Annotated in this window: 8 protein-coding genes; all 8 read left to right on the top strand. The window is 38.2% G+C overall.

From position 1 onward, the window contains the following. Positions 1-8: 8 nt before the first annotated feature. Genes JXQ92_RS05780 through JXQ92_RS05745 form a run of 8 tightly spaced genes read left to right on the top strand, consistent with a single transcriptional unit; the run spans position 9 to position 18,985 of the window. Positions 9-2,369 carry an ABC transporter permease gene (locus JXQ92_RS05780; protein WP_421985645.1) on the top strand — a complete coding sequence of 787 codons (2,361 nt, stop codon included), beginning with the start codon at positions 9-11 and terminating at the stop codon, positions 2,367-2,369. Positions 2,370-2,373: 4 nt separating this feature from the next. Beyond that, a complete protein-coding gene (locus tag JXQ92_RS05775; RefSeq protein ID WP_421985644.1) occupies positions 2,374-4,740 on the top strand; it encodes an ABC transporter permease in 2,367 nt (788 codons plus the stop codon). Between the two features lie 3 nt (positions 4,741-4,743). Beyond that, positions 4,744-7,125, top strand: a complete 2,382-nt coding sequence (locus tag JXQ92_RS05770) for an ABC transporter permease (RefSeq protein ID WP_421985643.1) — start codon at positions 4,744-4,746, stop codon at positions 7,123-7,125. Beyond that, positions 7,118-9,514, top strand: a complete 2,397-nt coding sequence (locus tag JXQ92_RS05765; RefSeq protein ID WP_421985642.1) for an FtsX-like permease family protein — start codon at positions 7,118-7,120, stop codon at positions 9,512-9,514. The genes JXQ92_RS05770 and JXQ92_RS05765 overlap by 8 nt, the downstream gene beginning before the upstream one ends. A gap of 1 nt (position 9,515) precedes the next feature. After that, positions 9,516-11,909, top strand: coding sequence for an ABC transporter permease (locus JXQ92_RS05760; protein WP_421985641.1), 2,394 nt, complete (start codon positions 9,516-9,518; stop codon positions 11,907-11,909). Positions 11,910-11,918: 9 nt separating this feature from the next. Further along, positions 11,919-14,270: an ABC transporter permease gene (locus JXQ92_RS05755; RefSeq protein WP_421985640.1), complete on the top strand. Its 2,352-nt coding sequence runs from the start codon at positions 11,919-11,921 to the stop codon at positions 14,268-14,270. Position 14,271: 1 nt separating this feature from the next. Beyond that, complete coding sequence (locus JXQ92_RS05750; RefSeq protein ID WP_421985639.1) at positions 14,272-16,611, top strand: ABC transporter permease; 2,340 nt, start codon at positions 14,272-14,274, stop codon at positions 16,609-16,611. Position 16,612: 1 nt separating this feature from the next. Then, on the top strand, positions 16,613-18,985 hold the full coding sequence (locus JXQ92_RS05745) for an ABC transporter permease (RefSeq protein ID WP_421985638.1): 2,373 nt from the start codon (positions 16,613-16,615) through the stop codon (positions 18,983-18,985). Positions 18,986-19,045 lie beyond the last annotated feature (60 nt).

The raw sequence follows: 19,045 nt of genomic DNA, 5'->3' as shown, positions 1-19,045 counted from the left end.
AAAAGCACATGAGATTACTTAAAAACGGACTGAATTCATTAAAACGAGATAAACTATTCTCAGCGGTAAATATCCTTGGCTTGACGCTAGGGATGTTCTGTTTTCTTGTGTCATCACTTTACGTAAGAGATGAATTGACTCATGACAAATGGCATGAGAATTCGGATAGAATTTACATACCTGCCCTTAGTTTGGAGGTGGAAAGTGGAGTAAGCTATAACAATGCACCATTTGGCTTACACGACGCTTTATTGAACGAGAGCCCGGGTGTGGAAGCTATAGTAAACTTGGCTGCAGCTGTTACAGACAAATTTTCGTTTTTTAAATCATATGAAGTAGATGGAGAGTCATTTGAATCACGTCTGATATATGCAGCTGAACCGTCTTTTTTCGATGTTTTCGATTTTGATCTCAAATTAGGGGATCAAGAAACCGCGCTTGACGATCCAAAAGATGTTGTCATATCTTCCGAGGTAGCGGAGAAGCATTTCGGGAAAGAGAATCCTATAGGCAAGTTCATAACGCTTAAAGACAAAGGAACATTCAGTGTTTCTGGTGTTTTAAAATCCATTCCTAGCAATTCCCATCTTCGATTCGACTTAATAATATTCGCTGACATGAACGCTCAACCATATTCAAGTTATAAGGGCGAATGGCAATTTAGCTGGGGGAAAGATTATGTGCTAATGCGTGAAAATTACTCAATAGAGGATTTGACGAACGAATTAGTAGATATATATACACGAAATACGACCAACGAGGATGTTCGTAAAATGAGTTATGATTTATTCAGTGATCTCTATTTGGATGGCCGTGCCAACGAAAGAAAAAGCGGGATTTTTGGGGGTAACAAGAAGTACGTTTACGTTTTTTCTATTGTAGGGGCACTTATCTTTTTAGTAGCCTGCTTCAACTATGTGAACTTAAAAATAGCTGGCTCTTTTGCACGAACTAAAGACATGGCGGTTAGGAAAGTCCTTGGGGCTAGTAAAATTAGGCTAATTGCCCTGTCCATTGGTGAAACTGTACTTGTATCCATTATATCACTTATAGCCGCATTAATTGCTGTTGAGTTGACCTTACCTGATTTAAACGTATTACTTGGGAAACGGCTAGAATTGTCGTTTGCTGTGCAGCCTGATTTACTTGTTTTGCCTGTATCTGCTTTAGTACTAGTCATTGTTATTTCAGGAGTTTATCCGGCCCTTATTTCTTCATCTTTCAATATTTCAAGCCTCTTAAAAGGGAATTTGCCAAATATGAGCAAGCCCTTGCTGAGAAAGCTGATTGTAGGTTTTCAGTTTGTAATCTGTGCCGGACTGCTCTCGAGCGCACTCATTATTCGTGGACAAGCGAAGTTTATGATCAATAAGGATATTGGTTACAATACTGAGAACGTATATAATATCGGTTTGTATGAAAATGGATTTGGGCAAAAATATGATCAGCTAAAATCGGAGTTAGACAGAATACCTCAAATTTCGGCAGTTACAGGATCCTCTTTACCTGCTAGCCTGATGGCAATGTATTTACCGGTTAAAAAAGATGGAAAAGAAACTCAAGCCTTGTTTCGAAATGGACCAGTTGACTTCAATTTTCATGAAGTAATGGAGGTCGAATTGGTGAAAGGTCAAAGTTTTGCAGATATCCCGGAATCTAGACTGGAAAACGCAGCTATTATCAACGAGACCGCCGCGAAGATGATTGGGGTTGAGGATATTATTGGGAAAAAAGTCGACCGTTTTGAAATCGTGGGTGTCGTCAAGGACTTTCATGTGGCTAGTGTAAAGTCAAAAATTGCTCCTGTGATCTTGACTACTGATAAGTCTAATATCAGAAACCTTCAATTCAAGTTTCTTGCGGGAGAAAAGGATGTGGTGATGGCTCAACTTGAAAAATTGTGGAAAGATCTGGGTATTGAAAAACCATTACAAACTTCTGAATTAGCCACTTTTTATACTAACGCATTTAAAAGGGAGCAGACGCTGATCACTATTTTTAATGGTTTAACCGCAATGCTCGTTATTATTGCTTTCCTCGGCCTATTCACAATTGCCACTTTTGAAAGTAAATTCAGAGAACGCGAATTGAGCATTAGGAAGGTGTTAGGGGCTGGTTACTTGAACCTTATGAAACTATCGAACAGTCGGTTTATAGGTTTGGTGCTGATCTCTTTATTAATCTCAATTCCAGTCACCTATGAGTTGATCTCTGGTTGGTTAGACGGGTTTCCATATCGTGTTAATAACCTAAGCACTTTTTTCATTGTATCCAGCGTCGTAGTGCTTCTCTCAACAGTGCTTGTACTTTCCCTCCATGGACATAAAAATGCTCAAAAGAACCCTGTGGATGTATTAAGAAACGAATAGAATCATGTTTAAGAACAATTTTAAAATAGCATTCAGAAACCTAGTAAAGAAAAGGGAATTCACCTTGATCAATGTCTTTGGGTTGATGGTAGGCTTAACTACCAGCTTGCTGATTTTTCTATGGGTAAACGATGAGATTAACTATGATGGATTTCATAGTGAAAGTGAGCGCATACACATGGTGATGTCCAATAACTACAGTGATAATGGAGAGATTAGTACTGGCTGGAATCAAAATGGAATAATTAAAAATGTACTTGATAGCGATTTTCCTGAAGTGGAGAAAGCCCTTCGGGTAGATGAAAGAGACCATCAGTTAACTGTTGGAGATATCAGTATTAAGCAAACTGGGCTTTTGGCCGATGAGGAGTTTTTTCAAGTCTTTAGTTATCCTTTGATTGAAGGTCGAATCACAGAAGAAACGTTGGCCACAGGAGGAGACATTATGCTTACGGAAAGTATGGCTTTAAGGCTGTTCAAGAGAACTGACGTGATCGGCGAAATGGTTAAGATTGACAATAACCGTGATGCTATCGTAAGAGCTGTTGTCTCTGATCCACCAAAAAATAGTCGTTTTGAATTCAGTTTTGCCATTTCTATGGAACACTGGATAAAAGAGAATGACTGGATCATGAAATGGGGTAATTCAGGAATTGCCACTTATGTTAAACTTGCTCCGAATGCTGATAATGAGCTGGTTACTGATAAAATTAGCGATCTTCTTAAAAAGAATAACGAAGGAGACACCAGAGAATTATTCCTTAAGCCTTTCGATGATATCTATCTGAAAAGCAATTATGAAAATGGTGTTCAAAGTGGTGGAAGAATAGAATATGTTCGCTTATTAAGCCTAATAGGGGTTTTCATCATCTTCATTGCCTGTATTAACTTTATCAATCTTTCGGTAGCCGATGCCTTTAAACGCGTAAAAGAAGTAGGGGTTAGAAAAGTAAATGGTGCCTCTAGGTTTGAACTGATTAAACAGTTCTTTACAGAATCGGGATTAATTGTTTTTTTCTCTTTTCTCCTTTCCATTGTCGCAGTAGAAGTATTAATCAGTCCATTCAATGACCTAACCGGTAAATTTATTTCTCTTAATTGGCTTGATGGTAGTCTACTATTCATTTTGGCTGGTTTAGCCATTTTCACAATGATTATATCAGGTGTATATCCTGCATTAGTTTTGTCAGGTTTTAGGGTTGTAAAAGCCCTTAAGGGAAAAGTTGATGTTAAAGGAACTTCCGGCACCGGAAGAGTCATCAGAAAAGGGCTAGTGCTTTTTCAGTTTGTAATAGCAGGTATCTTAATATTTGCCACTTGGGTGGTCAACAATCAGGTAGAATTTATTCTAAATGGTAAGGGAAACATAGATAAAGAGGGGGTGGTTATGCTTTATAACCATGGTGATCTCCTAGAACGATTTGACAGTTTTAAAGCAGAACTCCTCAAAAGTCCAAGTATTCTCTCTACCACAGTCGTAGCCGGTAGTCCACTTAATATAGGCTCAGCAACAGGTAACTTTGAATGGGAAGGAAAAGATCCGCTGGTAGATAAAACCAGTTTTAGGCTTTTCTTCTCAGAGGAAGACTTTGTGCCTACCATGAACCTTGAAATTGTGGAAGGAAGAAATTTCTCGTCAGAAATAGAAAGTGACAATTTGGGGATTCTAGTTAACGAAGCCACAGTCCGTGGCATGAATGTAGAAGAACCAGTTGGCATGGCGGTAAACTTCTGGGGGGTGGATACCAAGATTATAGGGGTTATAAAGGACTTTCATATTGCCTCAGTTTATGAAGAAATCCAACCACTCATCATCGTCAATTATCCAGAAAATAGTGACTATGTAACTATTAAAATCGCTCCAGGTCAGGAAGGCAATGCACTAAAGAAATTAGAGGAAACATACGCCGATTTTATGCCAGGTTACCTTTTCGAATATAAGTTTTTGGATGCCGAACATGAGCGCATGTATCAGAGTGAGTTGCTCATTAAAAACTTGGCTACCATTTTTGGCCTAATCGCCATAGCTATTTCATGTTTAGGTTTATTTGGCCTAACCTCTATCAACGCACAAAGAAGCATTAAGGAGATAGGGATAAGAAAAGTGTTAGGGGCTAGCCTTGAACATATACTCGTAAAATTTACCATTAAATCACTTGTATTACCGCTTTTAGCCATGATTATAATGGCTCCAATCGCCTATTATTTGATGAGCCAATGGCTAGAAGGGTTTGTCTATCATGTCGACTTTTCAGGCATTGAATTATTTATAGTAATGGCATTGTCATTGGCAATCGCATGGCTCACAGTAGTATTAATATCCTTTAAAGCAGCCAAAACAAACCCCATCAACTCATTAAGAAGCGAATAAATTATGTTGAAAAGTTACCTTAAGTCTGCAGTTCGAAATCTTTCAAGAAATAAAGCTTATGCCGCTATCAATATTTTTGGTTTGGCCATTGGTATAGCCGGCTGTTTGCTGATCAGCATGTTTGTAAAGGACGAACTGACTTATGATAGTTGGCATAAGAATAAAGAGAACATTTATAGACTTTCAACCATTGCTACTTTTCAGGGAGAAGAACGTGTAATGCATGCGAGCTCTTACCCAGAAGCTAAAGCTTTTGCAGAGGAAATACCTGAAATAAAGTCTATCGTTCGTTTAAGAAACGAAGGAGCCACTGTTAATGTTGGGGAAGAGTATCTTGATGAGAAACGACTAACCTTTGCTGAAAAATCACTATTTGAAGTGTTTGACTTTGAGTTAGTTGATGGTGCATTTGACGAGGCGTTAGCAAACCTGGAATCTTTGGTGCTTACTGAAAGTGCCGCGAATAAATACTTCGGAAATGCCAAGGCCGTGGGGCGCACTTTAAGGATAGATGCAGGTAAAGGGTTCGAAGATTTTGTAGTCAGTGCCGTAATTAAAGACCATCCTTCTAACTCTAGTTTCACATTCGAGATGCTCTTGTCTTGGAACAAGCTAAAAACAATTAAAGACGAATGGTCGATGAGCGTTTGGTTCATTACTCCAATTACATCTTTCGTATTACTTGAAGATGAGTCGGACCTTAATAGTGTTGTAGCGAAAATGAAAAATGTGAGGGATTCACGAAACCCTGAAGCTGATGGAACTGGTCCTATGGCTAGGGCTAACAGCAACGGACTATTGCCGCTAAAGGATGTTCATTTTGAAGGTAGTAATGGTAAAAACGTACTCAGTCAGTCTTATATTCTTTCAGGTATAGCACTCCTTATCTTGATCATTGCATGTTTTAATTTCGCCAATCTTACTTTCGTAAACTCTATAAAACGGGCCAAAGAAGTAGGCGTTAGAAAGACAATAGGTGCAGGTAAAAAACAACTGATTTCTCAATTTCTTTTTGAGGCAAGTATACTGTGTCTGATCTCTTTTGTGCTGGGCATTATTTTAGCTGAATTGGCATTGCCAGCCTTCGAAACTATTATTGATAAACAGTTTAATCGTGGTCTAACGCAAGATAAGTTCATTTTAGCCGCATGCTTTGTTTGTGTCCTAATAGCGTCGATGCTATCGGTAATTTACCCATCGTTGTTTCTTTCTCGGCTTAAGGTAACGCGCGTATTTAAGGGTGGAATAAGTGTGGGGGGAAAGCGAATGCTGACTAAGTCGATGGTTACTTTTCAATTTCTAATCGCTATCATTTTCATCATCGTGACGGTTACTATTAATAAGCAACACATGTTCCTTATTAATAAAGAGAAAGGATATAATGATGAAAATCTTATTAAACTGACAATTCCGGCGGATGGCTCTAAAGCTATTTATGAAAGATTTAAAAATGAACTGGAAAAGGATCCCAATATTCTTGAAATAGGAGCGGCCGGTAGTTTTGCTGAGGCCCTTTATTTAGAAGATAAGGACGGTGAGAAAGTCCTTGTAACAACAAGCAATGCCGACCCAGATTATTTAAAAACATTAGAAATTGATTTGGTTGCTGGTAGGGCTTTTGACCGTGCTGATGTGGCAAAACCAAATGAAAACAGCCCTTCTATTGCCGTTTTGATTAATGAATCTTTAGTAACTACCCTTGGGTTTGAAGATCCGATTGGAAAAACGATTTATGATGGCAAATACCGTGTTGTAGGAGTCATTAAGGACATTCAGGTTTATTCCGCCAAATCTAAAATTAACTCGATCATTCTCACTGCAGAGAGTCATTTAGGTAATCGCTATGTCGTTAACAATGTCTATGTCAGATATGATGCCGGAAAACTCTCTACTGTACTTCAATCAGTCAATGATCAATGGAAAGATATTCTGCCGTATGAGCCAACTGCAATCAGTTTTGTAGACGCCGAAAACCAGAATTTGTATAAGAAAGAAGCCTTATGGTCTAAAACGCTCAATTATTCATCCATTTTGGCTATAGCCGTTGCCGTTTTAGGGCTTTTGGGTTTAGTAAGCTTCTCCGCTACGCAAAGACGTAAAGAAATTAGTATAAGGAAAGTGTTGGGAGCACCAGTGGCAACTTTGCTTTTCATGTTAAACCAAGGGTTCACAAGACTGTTAATCCTATCGATTTTTATCGCCATTCCGATCGCTTACTTCATTATAGAGCGATTTCTAGAAGACTATATTAACCGCATTGAGATCACATTTGCACTATTTGCGATACCTGTGGTATTTACTTTTTTAATAGCCTGGTTCATCGTGTCTTCAATCACTATTCAGTCTGCCAGAAGAAACCCTATCAACGATCTTCATTATGAATAAGAATATTAAAAGTGCCTTAAGAAATTTAGTTAAGAGAAGACTCTTTTCAATCGTCAACATTACGAGTTTGACCTTCGGACTTTTATGCGCCCTGTTTATTGGTACTTATTTGATTTATGAATTCAGTTTTGACAGGCAGATCAAAGAGCATGAGTCTGTTTTTAGAGTTACCAGTGTTAGAGATAATAACGAGCAAGGAGTAATTGTACCAACTGCCATTAAGCCTTATTTAGATACTCAGGTAGATCAAGTTGCTCAAGCAGCACGAGCTCAACGAACAGGGCCTCTAGTTTTTCGTGTCGATGAGGAATTAATTCGAGAAAGAAATGGCTATTATGCCGACCCAGAACTGTTGGATATCCTTTCTATTGCGATACACAAGGGAGAAGGAGAGCAAGCCCTGAAAACCAACGGGACAATCTTGATATCTGAAGAATTAAGTCAGAAATATTTTCCAAACGAATCGGCTGTTGGCCAAGAGATTAAAATCGACACTTGGTTTGAAGAAGAGCCTGTAAGGCTAGTAGTAAGGGGAGTTTTTAATACAGTTAAGCCGAATAATCATTTTCGGCCAGACTATTTAATCAGCATTGATGTACTAAAAAAAGGTAGTAGGAAACCCCTTTCGCAGGAGTGGAGCAACTCTAATTGCTTCACCTATGTTAGGCTTATAAATGATGTAAGTGCAGGGCTTATCGATGAGCGTATTGCGGATATTGTCGTGGAGAACAGCGACTTTGATATGAGCGGTTATAAACTGCAATTACAGCCTGTAACAAACATTCATATGCAAGACTTTACGGCATTTGGCGATATACCGGGGCAAGTAAGTAAGTCCAATATGTACATTCTTTCTGGAATTGGCTTGCTCATTATTCTATTGGTCTGTATTAACTTTTTCAACATGTCAACAGCCCGTTCTTTGGAACGCGCAAAAGAAATTGGTATCAGAAAGACTATTGGTGCATCAAGAAAAAGCTTGATGATTCAATTTATGACGGAATCGGCCATGCAAGTCTCAATTGGGTTGATACTCAGTGTTATTTTGGTTGAGGTATTCGATGAATCCATCACTTCAATGACTGGTTTGAGCTTTAACCTTAATGCTATGATAGGCGCTTTTGGTTACTATAATTTCTGTTCATTCGTGGTGCTCTTGTGGTTCTTCTTGGTGATAGGGTCCGGTTTTTATCCTGCGCTAATCATTTCAAAATTTAAGCCTGTAGACTCTCTTAAGGGAAGAATTAACGTCGGAACCTCAAAAGTTGGCTTAAGTAAAGTGCTGCTGGTCTTACAGTTTACCATTACGCTCTCTATCGGCATTATAGCCTTAGTCGTATACAATCAAGTAAGTTTTATGCAAGTAAAAGATCCTGGTTTTCAGAGAGATACCATGGTTTCTGTCGACTTAGCTACTCCTGAGATTCGCAAAGCGTTTGTCAATGAACTCGAGAAAGAGCCCTTAGTCGAGTCAGTAGCGTTTACCGATAGCAACGTGATCAACATCTTCAATTCTAGTACAGGATATTACTGGCCAGGTCTACCAGAAGATGAAACAGTACGGATGTTCCACATGAGTATCGATGATCAGTTTATTCCGTCTATGGGAATTACATTACTCGCTGGTCGTAACCTGAATGATGAATTGACGACTGATGATAATTCAGTCATTCTGAATGAGTCTGCCGCTAAAATTATGGGTATTCAAGACTTTGATAACCTACCTTCTATTACAAATGGAAAAGATAAATATGAGCGAAAGCTAAATGTCATAGGGGTTATTAAAGATTTTCAGTCCGGTACCCTCAGGGATAAGGACAAACCAATCATTTTCTATAGAAATAAAAGAAGACTTTTTAGGGCTTGTATAAAGCTTTCAGGAAACAATACAGCCCAAGCAATTACAAGTATTAATCAAATTTGGGATTCAATTATAAAGGACGAGCCATTCGAGTATGCTTCAATGAACGACGACTATGAAAGAATCCTTGCTAAGGATAAAGCTTCGGGAAATACACTTTTGTTTTTCACAGTAGTCAGTGTAGCCATATCATTCTTCGGGCTTTTCGGAATGACAAGCCTTAGTATTCAGTCTAGAGTAAAAGAGCTAGGTATACGGAAAATATTGGGTGCGCATTTTAAAGATATTTTCGGAGCCATATCGAAGCAATTCAAATACACCATGTTATTAGCCCTTTTAATAGGCGTGCCATTAGCGTGGTTTCTGGGAGATCAATGGCTTAATGAATTTACACATAGGATTGATCTGACCACCTTAATTCCATTGCAGGTGGTGATCGGGATGTCGTTGCTTGGACTCATTACTATTTATTTCTGTATGCTCAAGTTTACTAGAAAAAACCCAGTTGAAACCTTAAGAGAAAACTAAAATGTGGAGAAATTATCTGAAGGTTGCCTTACGTAATATTCGCAAGAACAGGGTTTACACGATTACGAATATTATTGGCCTGTCATCGGCTATGATGGGCTTTATCATTGTGGCTTTATATATCAATTATGAGCTCTCTTATGATAAATTTCATAATGATGTAGAGGATATAAAAATTTTAAAACTTAAGTATTCCGATAAGTATGGTGGACGCTATAATGTATTTGCACCAGCTGTATTTGCCGATGCTATTGAAAAAGAAGCACCAGGTATTGATGACGTGACAACGACATCGTCAGGCGTTGGAAATTTAAAAGTCATCAATGCGGAAAATCAAGCCATTAGCGAGCAATACTATCAATTTCAGAATTCATTTTTTGATGTATTTTCTTTTAGTGCTGCCTATGGTTCTTTGGAAGGAGCATTAGACGATCCAAAAAGTGTCGTGATATCGAAAAAGACCGCCTTAAAGTACTTTAATGATGAAAATGCGGTCGGTAAGTCCCTAAATATTGAAACGCAAGGGGAATTTGTTGTGAAAGCGGTTCTCAATGATTTCCCGGACAATTCTCAGTTCCAACCACACATTGTTATTCCATTATCGGTAAAGCACTCATTAGAAGCTTTACAGTCATGGGATATGAATACTTACTTCGTTTACCTAAAAACAGATGGGAGCACAAGTGATGAAGAATTAATAGCACGTTTGGAGACCGTATATAGAAAAAATGTGACCGAAGGTGGGATGTATACAGGTAAAATTGGTCTTACCGCATTTACTGACTCTTATTGGGATTGGTCAGAAAGTGGAGCTTCAATGAACAATCGTAACAAAGGGTTGGGGGCCAACAAAGATGCTATGTTAATATGTGGTGTTTTAGCCGCCATTCTAATGATCATTGCGCTAACTAATTATGTGAATATGGCCGTTTCTAGAGCCATTCAAAGGGCCAAGGAAGTGGGTATTAGGAAAGTAAATGGTGCTTTACCAAGGCAACTCATCGCACAGTTCCTTACTGAATCAATCATCTTTTCGTTGATCAGCCTTGTGGTGGCAATTATAGTGCTGGAACTATTAATGCCATCCGTATCTGAGCTTATGGGGGTAACGCTTAGTATAAACTATCTTAAACCTGGGCAGATAGTGCTATTAATAGGGTATGCAGTGCTTTCGGGACTATTCGCTGGGATTTATCCAGCATTCTTTTTGTCCCGTTTTGAGCCAAGTAAAATATTGAAAACTCGCATGATGGGTAATGCTAGGAGTAAAACGCTTTTTAGAGTTTTACTCTGGTTTCAATTCACCCTTTGTGCATTTCTTATTACCATAATGTCAATTATGAACGGACAGCTGGGGCATTACTTTAATTATGATCTTGGCTTTTCAAAAGATCAAGTCGTTTCAATTCCTTTTCCTAATAAAAATGAAGCCGAAGCTCAAAGATTTTTGAATCAGGTAAATATGAACTCCGGAGTTTTAGGGACCACTGTTGGGCCACTTCCGACTGGATCAGCAGGAGCGAATAATGTCTTTTTTGGTGATAAGAAAGTGCGTTATGCCGATAGTTTTGAAACGAACGAAACTTTTATTTCTACCCTTGAGATTAACCTGCTTCAAGGCAGAAACATAGACCCAGCAATTTCTACTGACTTTTCAGAAGGTGTTATAATTAATGAATTGTTAGCTAATAAGCTTGAGTTAGAACAAGCAGTTGGCACATTGATCCAAGTTGAAATGTATGGGCAAGGGAAAGTGAATAAACGAGTTTTAGGGGTAATTGAAGATGTCTTCTTAAAAGGGCCATCGTCGCCAGTTCGGCCATTAATTATCCTGCCAACAAAGAAGTTAATAACGCCCCGACAGAATTTATTGGTTCGGCTCGATAAAGATGGCATGAAGGAAGGTCTTAAGTCTTTGGAAATGGCTTATGCGAGTGTATATAAAAATTCTGTAATGACTTCAAGTTTCCTAGACGATGCATATGCAATGAAGTATCACCGTATTCAAAGATTGACTACAATAATAAATGGGGTAACGACATTGATAATTGCTGTTTCGCTTTTTGGTCTCTTTGCCATGATCGCATTCAATATCACTTTTAGAATGCGAGAAATTGGGGTTAGAAAAGTACTTGGTGTGTCATTTTTTGAACTGCAATGGACACTGTCAAAACGCTATATTGCGGTCATCACTCTTTCTTTATTGACGGCTATACCTGCAGCGTATTTTCTAATGGATAACATTTTGAATGCATTCTTCAATAGGTTGCCATTAACAATTAGTCATGGTGCATATGCCGGTTTGGGCATTTATCTATTGGCCATACTCATTGTATTAGCAAAGGGCTTATCAACAATAAAATTGAATCCAGTAAATATTCTTAGAAACGACTAATTATAAGAAATGATCAAAAACTATATAAAGATCGCTTTTAGGAACATGCGCAAGAACAAGCTCTACTCTGGGCTCAATATCTTGGGCATTTCTATAGGCTTAGCATCATTTTTTATTATTTATCTATTTATTCAAAACGAGTTGTCATATGATCAATTTCATGAGAAGAAAGATCAGATTTATCGGTTAGTCAGGCATGAAGCAAGTGGCGACGTTTTAAGTAAAAGTAGTACGTCAACTGCTGCATTGGCGCCTCTAGCAGCAGATCAAATTCCTGATATACAGGCTTTCACAAGGATAAAAAAGGACTACCGTTTTTTCATTTTTAGTGGCTTACAAGATTCTGTGCAACGCGTCGACTACCTGACTGTGGATAAGGCCTTTCTCGGAATTTTCAGCCTAGAATATTTAAATGGAAGGGAACCGATTCTTCCTGATGCCAAGAATTCAATTTTAATCAGTGAATCTAAGGCTCTTGCCTATTTCGGAACGAAGGATATCATTGGTCAAACGATGAATACATCAAGGCAGAAATATATTATTTCGGGTGTTTATAAGGATTTGCCAAACACTACTTCATTTAGGACTGACATCTTCCTATTAACACATGATCCTGTTACTTATGGTGGCGGGGATATGTGGAATATAAACTTAAGAACTCAATCATATTTCCTCTTAAATGATGGTGCCGATTTACAAACTGTCGAAGAGAAGTTAACGGCAGTATACCGAGAAAACCGTTCAGCTGCCAATACAGAAATTAAGCTTCAAGCACTATCCGATGTTCATTTCTCACTCGATATAGATGGTCCCGTCTTGGAGAAGACAGATGAACGGTATGTGCTGATCTTTAGCCTAGTAGCAGTGTTCATATTAGCTTGTGCGGTCTTTAATTATGTTAGCATGGCCTTGTCTCAGTCTTTAGAAAGGGTAAAAGAAATAGGAGTCAGGAAAGTAATTGGAGCTAGAAGAATTGCACTCTATTTCCAGTTTACAATTGAGTCTGTAGTACAGGTTTTAATAAGCTTTATATTGGCTATGGTATTAGTTGAAGTACTATTGCCGAAACTTGAATTGTTAGTCGATAGAGATCTGAATATCAGTGTGTTTACTTCGGGTTATATAGTAGTTAAGGGGTTCATGTTTAGCCTTTTGATAGGTGTTTTGGCATCAACATATCCAGCCTTAATTAGTTCTAAAACGAAAGTGGTTTCATTGTTCAAAGGTGGTCTTTCTGCTATGTCTTCAAAACGGTTAATAGATGCTATTACAGTTTTTCAAATCATAGTGTTTATTGGCCTGATATGTTTAGCAGTTACAGCCAATCGACAAATGCACTTTATGCGCAATGAGAACCTTGGTTTTGATCAAGATCAACAACTAGTATTACCATCAATCAATTATAGAATGTCCAACATTCTTAAAAACGAAATTGAGGGTATTAGCGGAGTAAAAGGCGTGAGTAAAGCCGCTACACTTCCTACGAAGACCGGTAACATTACGCGTCTGACAAATACTGGCCCCAGGTATTTCTTATTCGATGTGGATGAGGATTATTTAGAAACAATGGGCATGTCGGTAGTAGAAGGTAGAAATTTCTCTTCGCAAGAGATTAAAGCCTCGTCTGTAGTATTAGTTAATGAGACTGCGGCAAAGGAATTAGCACCTGATGGTGATGCAATTGGTAAAAGCATTCCATTTGGTAGAGACAGCATGCTCTACTTTAAAGGAGGAGATAAAAGAATTATCGGAGTTGTAAAAGACTTTCATTTCGCTTCTAAGAGAGATAAAGTAGAGCCAGTCATATTTCATCCCATAGAAATTGATTCAGATTTGGTGGTAAAACTTTCTACCACTGATTTACCCACGACAGTTGATTTAATAGTGGCGGCTTATGAGAAACATAATGCAGGCAGAGTACCCAAATACTATTTTCTGAATGAAGAAGTACAGGCCCAATACAAGCAAGAGCAAGTCATGATTACAATGATCAACACCTTTATGATCATCGCCTCGTTAGTCGCATTTATAGGCTTATTTGGTATTGCTGGCTATTCTGCCAAAAGAAGAACCAAAGAAGTAGGCATTAGGAAAGTTTTGGGTGCCGGTTTTATGGCCATACAGAGCACGCTGAATCGCGTTAATTTGCTAAGGTTGATGTTGGCCATATGTATAAGTATTCCCATGGTGGTGTATTGGATGAATAATTGGTTGAACGACTTTGCCTATCGCATCGAAATTCCCTATACGCTGATATTTTTCGCTGTTCTTGGTGCTGCTGCCATACTCTTATTGGTCGCCTCGTTTCACAGTGTTAAAGTTTACTTGATTAATCCTGTAGAGGTATTAAAAGACGAATGATATGTTTAAAAACTATTTAAAAGTATCGTTTCGAAATCTTGTCAGGAATAAGCTGTTTTCCTTGCTCAACTTGCTAGGGCTTTCCGTAGGATTGGCTTCCTTTTTCGTTATTTATTTATTTGTTCAAAATGAATTGAACTTTGATGTTTATCATGAGAAATCAGATCGAATTTTTCGTGTTTCAGAATGGAAGGAAGAAGGCAGAGGTCATCATTATGGTGGTTTAACAGCTGCTTTAGCCGTTCCGGCTTCTGAAATGTTTCCAGAAATAGAAGCTTACACTAGGATAGAAGCTTGGAATAAAACCATTGTCTTTCAATCATTAAATGACTCCTCTGATTCATTCAAAAACTTATCCGTTGACTCAGGTTTTTTCGACCTTTTTGACCTTGATATTATTGATGGGAAGGAACCGGACTTTGAGAAAGAGCCAAATAGCGCTTTGATATCTCAAAGAATGGCTGAAAGGTATTTTAAGAATAAAGCGGTAGGAGAAGTTATAAGTGTCAGAAAGATACAGTTTAGCATTGTAGGTGTTTATGAGAACCTACCTGCTAATAGTAGTTTACAAGGAGACTTTATTTTCGATATAGAAGGGGTTAATCAATGGCGTGAATCGTCGTTTTCAAGTTTTTGGGAAGGTTATTTTGATCAAACTTACTTTCTGCTGAAAGACCCTTCTAAAGCAGAAGAATTAGCACCAAAAATTGAGTCTTTCTTCAATGATCAATATGGTGGCAACCTTGAAAAAAGTTTTATCGGACTTCAACCCTTAGCCGATATTCATTTTAATAGCGAAATCGAGGATAATCTCGGTCAAAAATCTGATCGACAATACATTTATATTTTCTCGAGTGTAGCCTTTTTTATCTTGCTCTGTTCTTTTTTCAATTATGTAAGTATGGCAGTAGCTCAGTCATTTGAGCGTACCAAAGAGATCGGAATTCGTAAGGTTTTAGGGGCTAATAGACAATCGGTTTATAAGCAATTCTTACTGGAATCGCTTATTCTGATTATTGTTTCAGTAGTCGTTAGTTTGGTTTTAGTAGAGGTATTAGTACCTGAACTAGAGCTACTTATCAATAGACAAATAGATACTTCAATCACTAATTCAACCTTACTATGGGCTCAAGCATTTCTGTTTATTCTTGTCGTCACAATGGCTGCTGCTGTATATCCAGCCTTAATTAGTGGCAAAACTCAGATATCTCATTCTTTAAGAAATTCCGGTGGCAAAAACAGGCATTTATGGCTCAGAGCCTTCAATGTTTTTCAGATTGTCATTTTTATGGTCTTAACATCGGTTGCTGTGGTATCTCAAAAACAATTGAGGTTTATGCAGAATGACAACCTCGGTTTTGATAAAGAAAATCAAATGGTAATTCGACCGTACAAAACCCAAATCACCAAATATGCAGATGTTTTAAAGAATGACTTCCTGAAAATTCCGGGTGTGGAATCAATTACAAGGGCTAGAAGTATGCCTTCAAGTACTTTCGGTACCATGAGTATAGCAGAATTTGATGATGCGGAACTATACAACTTCCCGATAGGTGTGGATTACCTTGAAACAATGGGAATGGAATTAATAGAAGGCAGAGATTTCTTAGACAACGATGTAGGTCTTAACAGAATATTATTGAATGAAACAGCGGTGAAAAACTTCGGTTTGAAAGGTGAAGTGATCGGTAGAGTCATTAAGACCTTCAATAGAGAATTTACCGTGATTGGGGTAGTTTCAGATTTCCATGTGATGTCAAAGAAAGAAGCCATTAAACCCATTATGTTCCATCAGATTGGAGTAGAACGAGGAGCAATGATTATAAAAATAGCTAGCGATAATTTCTTGGCTACTACCGAGGCTATCAAGGAAACTTATGAATCCGTTACTGGTGAAACTATCAAGTTCTCGTTCCTAGATGAGCAAGTAGATGCCCTCTATCAACAAGAAACTGTTGTTGTCAAAATGATACAGGCAGGTACGCTTATGGCGGCTATTGTAGCTTGTTTGGGCTTATTCGGCATGGCTGGATATGCCACTAAAAGAAGACTTAAAGAAATGGGTATTCGTAAGGTGCTGGGTGCTGGCTTTGTTAATATTCAGCACGTATTGAATTACGCTAATATTGTTAACCTATCCATAGCTGCTCTATTCGCAATACCCCTGATTTATTACGGTGCGAATGACTGGCTCAACTCTTTTGCCTACCGCATCGATTTTCCATTTTTAGTAGTTGTTGTAACCATAGTTATAGTGGCAATTGTGACAATGATAACCGCAATCTATCACAGTACGAAGGCATATCTCATCAATCCAGTTGAAATTTTAAAAGACGAATAGCATGATTATATCCAAGCATTATTTCAATTCGGCGATTACCAATTTTAAGCGTAATAAGTGGTATACCAGCCTAATGGTACTTTCTTTGGCTGCGGGCATGTTCTGCTTTATACTCGCGTCATCCTATGTCAGTTTTGAGTACTCACGAAATGGGAGCCATGAAAATGCTGAACGAGTATTTTTGATAAGTCTTGGTGGTAGTAATGAGAAAATCGGGAATTCGTTAACAGCAGACTTTGCTGAGCGCCTTCAAACGATCAACCCTAATATTGAAGCCGTAAATATCTTGGACAGCGATGGTCGTTTTTATTTAAGTGCCAATGGAAGGGATTATATTGAACAAGAACAGGCATTTTATTCTAATACTGCGCTATTCGATGTATTTACTTTCCCCTTAAAATATGGCGATGCTAAAACAGCCCTCAATGGTAGTAGAAAAGTCGTTATATCGAACCAAATAGCCGAAACGCTATATGAGGGGATGAATCCAATTGGTAAAGAATTAATAGTTCATGAAAAAGGAACCTATTTAGTTTCCGGAGTGCTGGAAGCAGGCAGCGATAAATCACTGATTAACCCCAAGTTGATCTTTCCAAGACCTCAGATACCGGAAAAATATATAGCACGCACAGGAAGCTTTGAGATTGGTCTTACTCATATTAAGATCGCCAAAGGAGCTGATATAGAGGAAATAAAAGACGCTATTTATAGCGATTACCAAAGCATATATAAGAACGAAAGGGTTAAAAAAATACTGGCTGAACCTTTAACAGAAGCTTATTGGGGATACTCGCATTACGACTATGGTCGAGACCACTATTCTCTTACCGGTGCTAATAAAGGCATGATAAAAACCATAGGCTATATTTCTATCGGTATCTTACTGTGTTCCTTCGTTGGGTATTTGTCGCTTTCTTTAGGCATGTCGCTAAAGCGTGCCAAAGAAATAGGAATTCGTAAGGTGAATGGGGCGAGAAAATCAGACATAAAAACCCAGCTTCTATTAGAGTCTATTTTCTATGCCATGCTCTCCCTGTCCCTTGTATTAGTCTTCCTTGAACTTTTTGGTAGCAGTTTTTCCAAACTTTTTGGTATTCCAATTGGGTTTTCATTTAACAACCCCTTGCTGCTTTTTGGACTCATTGGCTTTGCCATTTTAACAGGCCTGTTGGCAGGGTTTTATCCTGCGTTTGTGGTTTCTAAATTAAATCCAGTTAAGGTTTTAACAGGGTATAATACTAAAACAGGAGCAGGGTTTAGGTTAAAACAAGGGTTGTTATTAGTCCAGTTTGTAATGACGATCACATTAGTTTTTTTCGTATATGGTCAGAACCTTCAAGTGAAAAAAATGCAAGGCTTCGATTTTGGTTTTGATAAAGAAGGTATTGTGGCATTTCAACTGCTGAGGAATAAGAACATCCTGACAAACTTCGAATCTGTCGTCTCAGATATTAAGAAAATTGAAGGAATAAATGATATCAGTGGAGGCCCATTTCCATTTTCGTTCAACGGTTTTTCCCAATATCAGTACGATAAGGGTGACTCTCTCATAAAGAACTCGGTTTCTAAGGTATTGGTTAAAGATAATTTCTTTGAAACCATGCAGGTAAAACTTTCGAGTGGTAGTACTTTTTTAAATAGTAGCGTGCCTTCATCGCAGGCTTGTATAATTAATGCCCCTTTTGCTCAAGCGCTTGGAGGAGATGTATTAGGTACTACTTTAAATGTGAAAGGACAGCCTTTAACCATAATTGGTGTAGTAGATAATTATGTCGATTTAGGGATTAATCACTTGGGCACTGACCCTAGACTCTTTCTGGTGACCGACAAACCTAACTATCACAGTATTCTAATTGATCATGATACAAAATACACCGCTGAACTGATGGCAAAGTTAGAAGGGGTTTGGAGAAAGCATGAGCAAGTTATTCCGCCTAGTTTGACTTACCTGCTGGATGAAGAGGATGCCACAACAAGTGGTCTTCAAGACAAAACAGCCCTTTTCACTTTTTTAGCCGCAGTATTACTAATACTTTCCCTTTTTAATCTTCTAGGTGTATCCGTGAGCTACGCAACGGATGAGATCAAGAATATCAGTATTAGGCGGGTGCTAGGCGCTGAAACGATGACACTTTTCTTGAAATTATTGAGCCCATTTTTCAAAGTACTAGCTATCGGTATTGGTATAGCGCTTCCTTTGGCTTATTGGTTCACCAATCAGTATTTAACCGATTATAAAGTACGAATAGAACTTACAGCCTATCACGGGTTAGTAATTTCTGTGTTAATGGCTACTATATTATTCATCATGATCGGCTATCAACTCTTTAGAATTAGTCGTATTAACCCGGTAGAAACGCTTAAAGAAAATTGAGTTAGGTTGCCTTAATGTTGACTGTTATGAATTAAGGTCTATTGATTCACGCTTTTTGAG

The sequence above is a fragment of the Roseivirga sp. genome (assembly GCF_049099775.1).
Lineage (GTDB): Bacteria > Bacteroidota > Bacteroidia > Cytophagales > Cyclobacteriaceae > Roseivirga.
The sequence above is the reverse complement of the archived record's forward strand: the minus strand, read 5'-3'. Positions and strand labels throughout refer to the sequence as shown.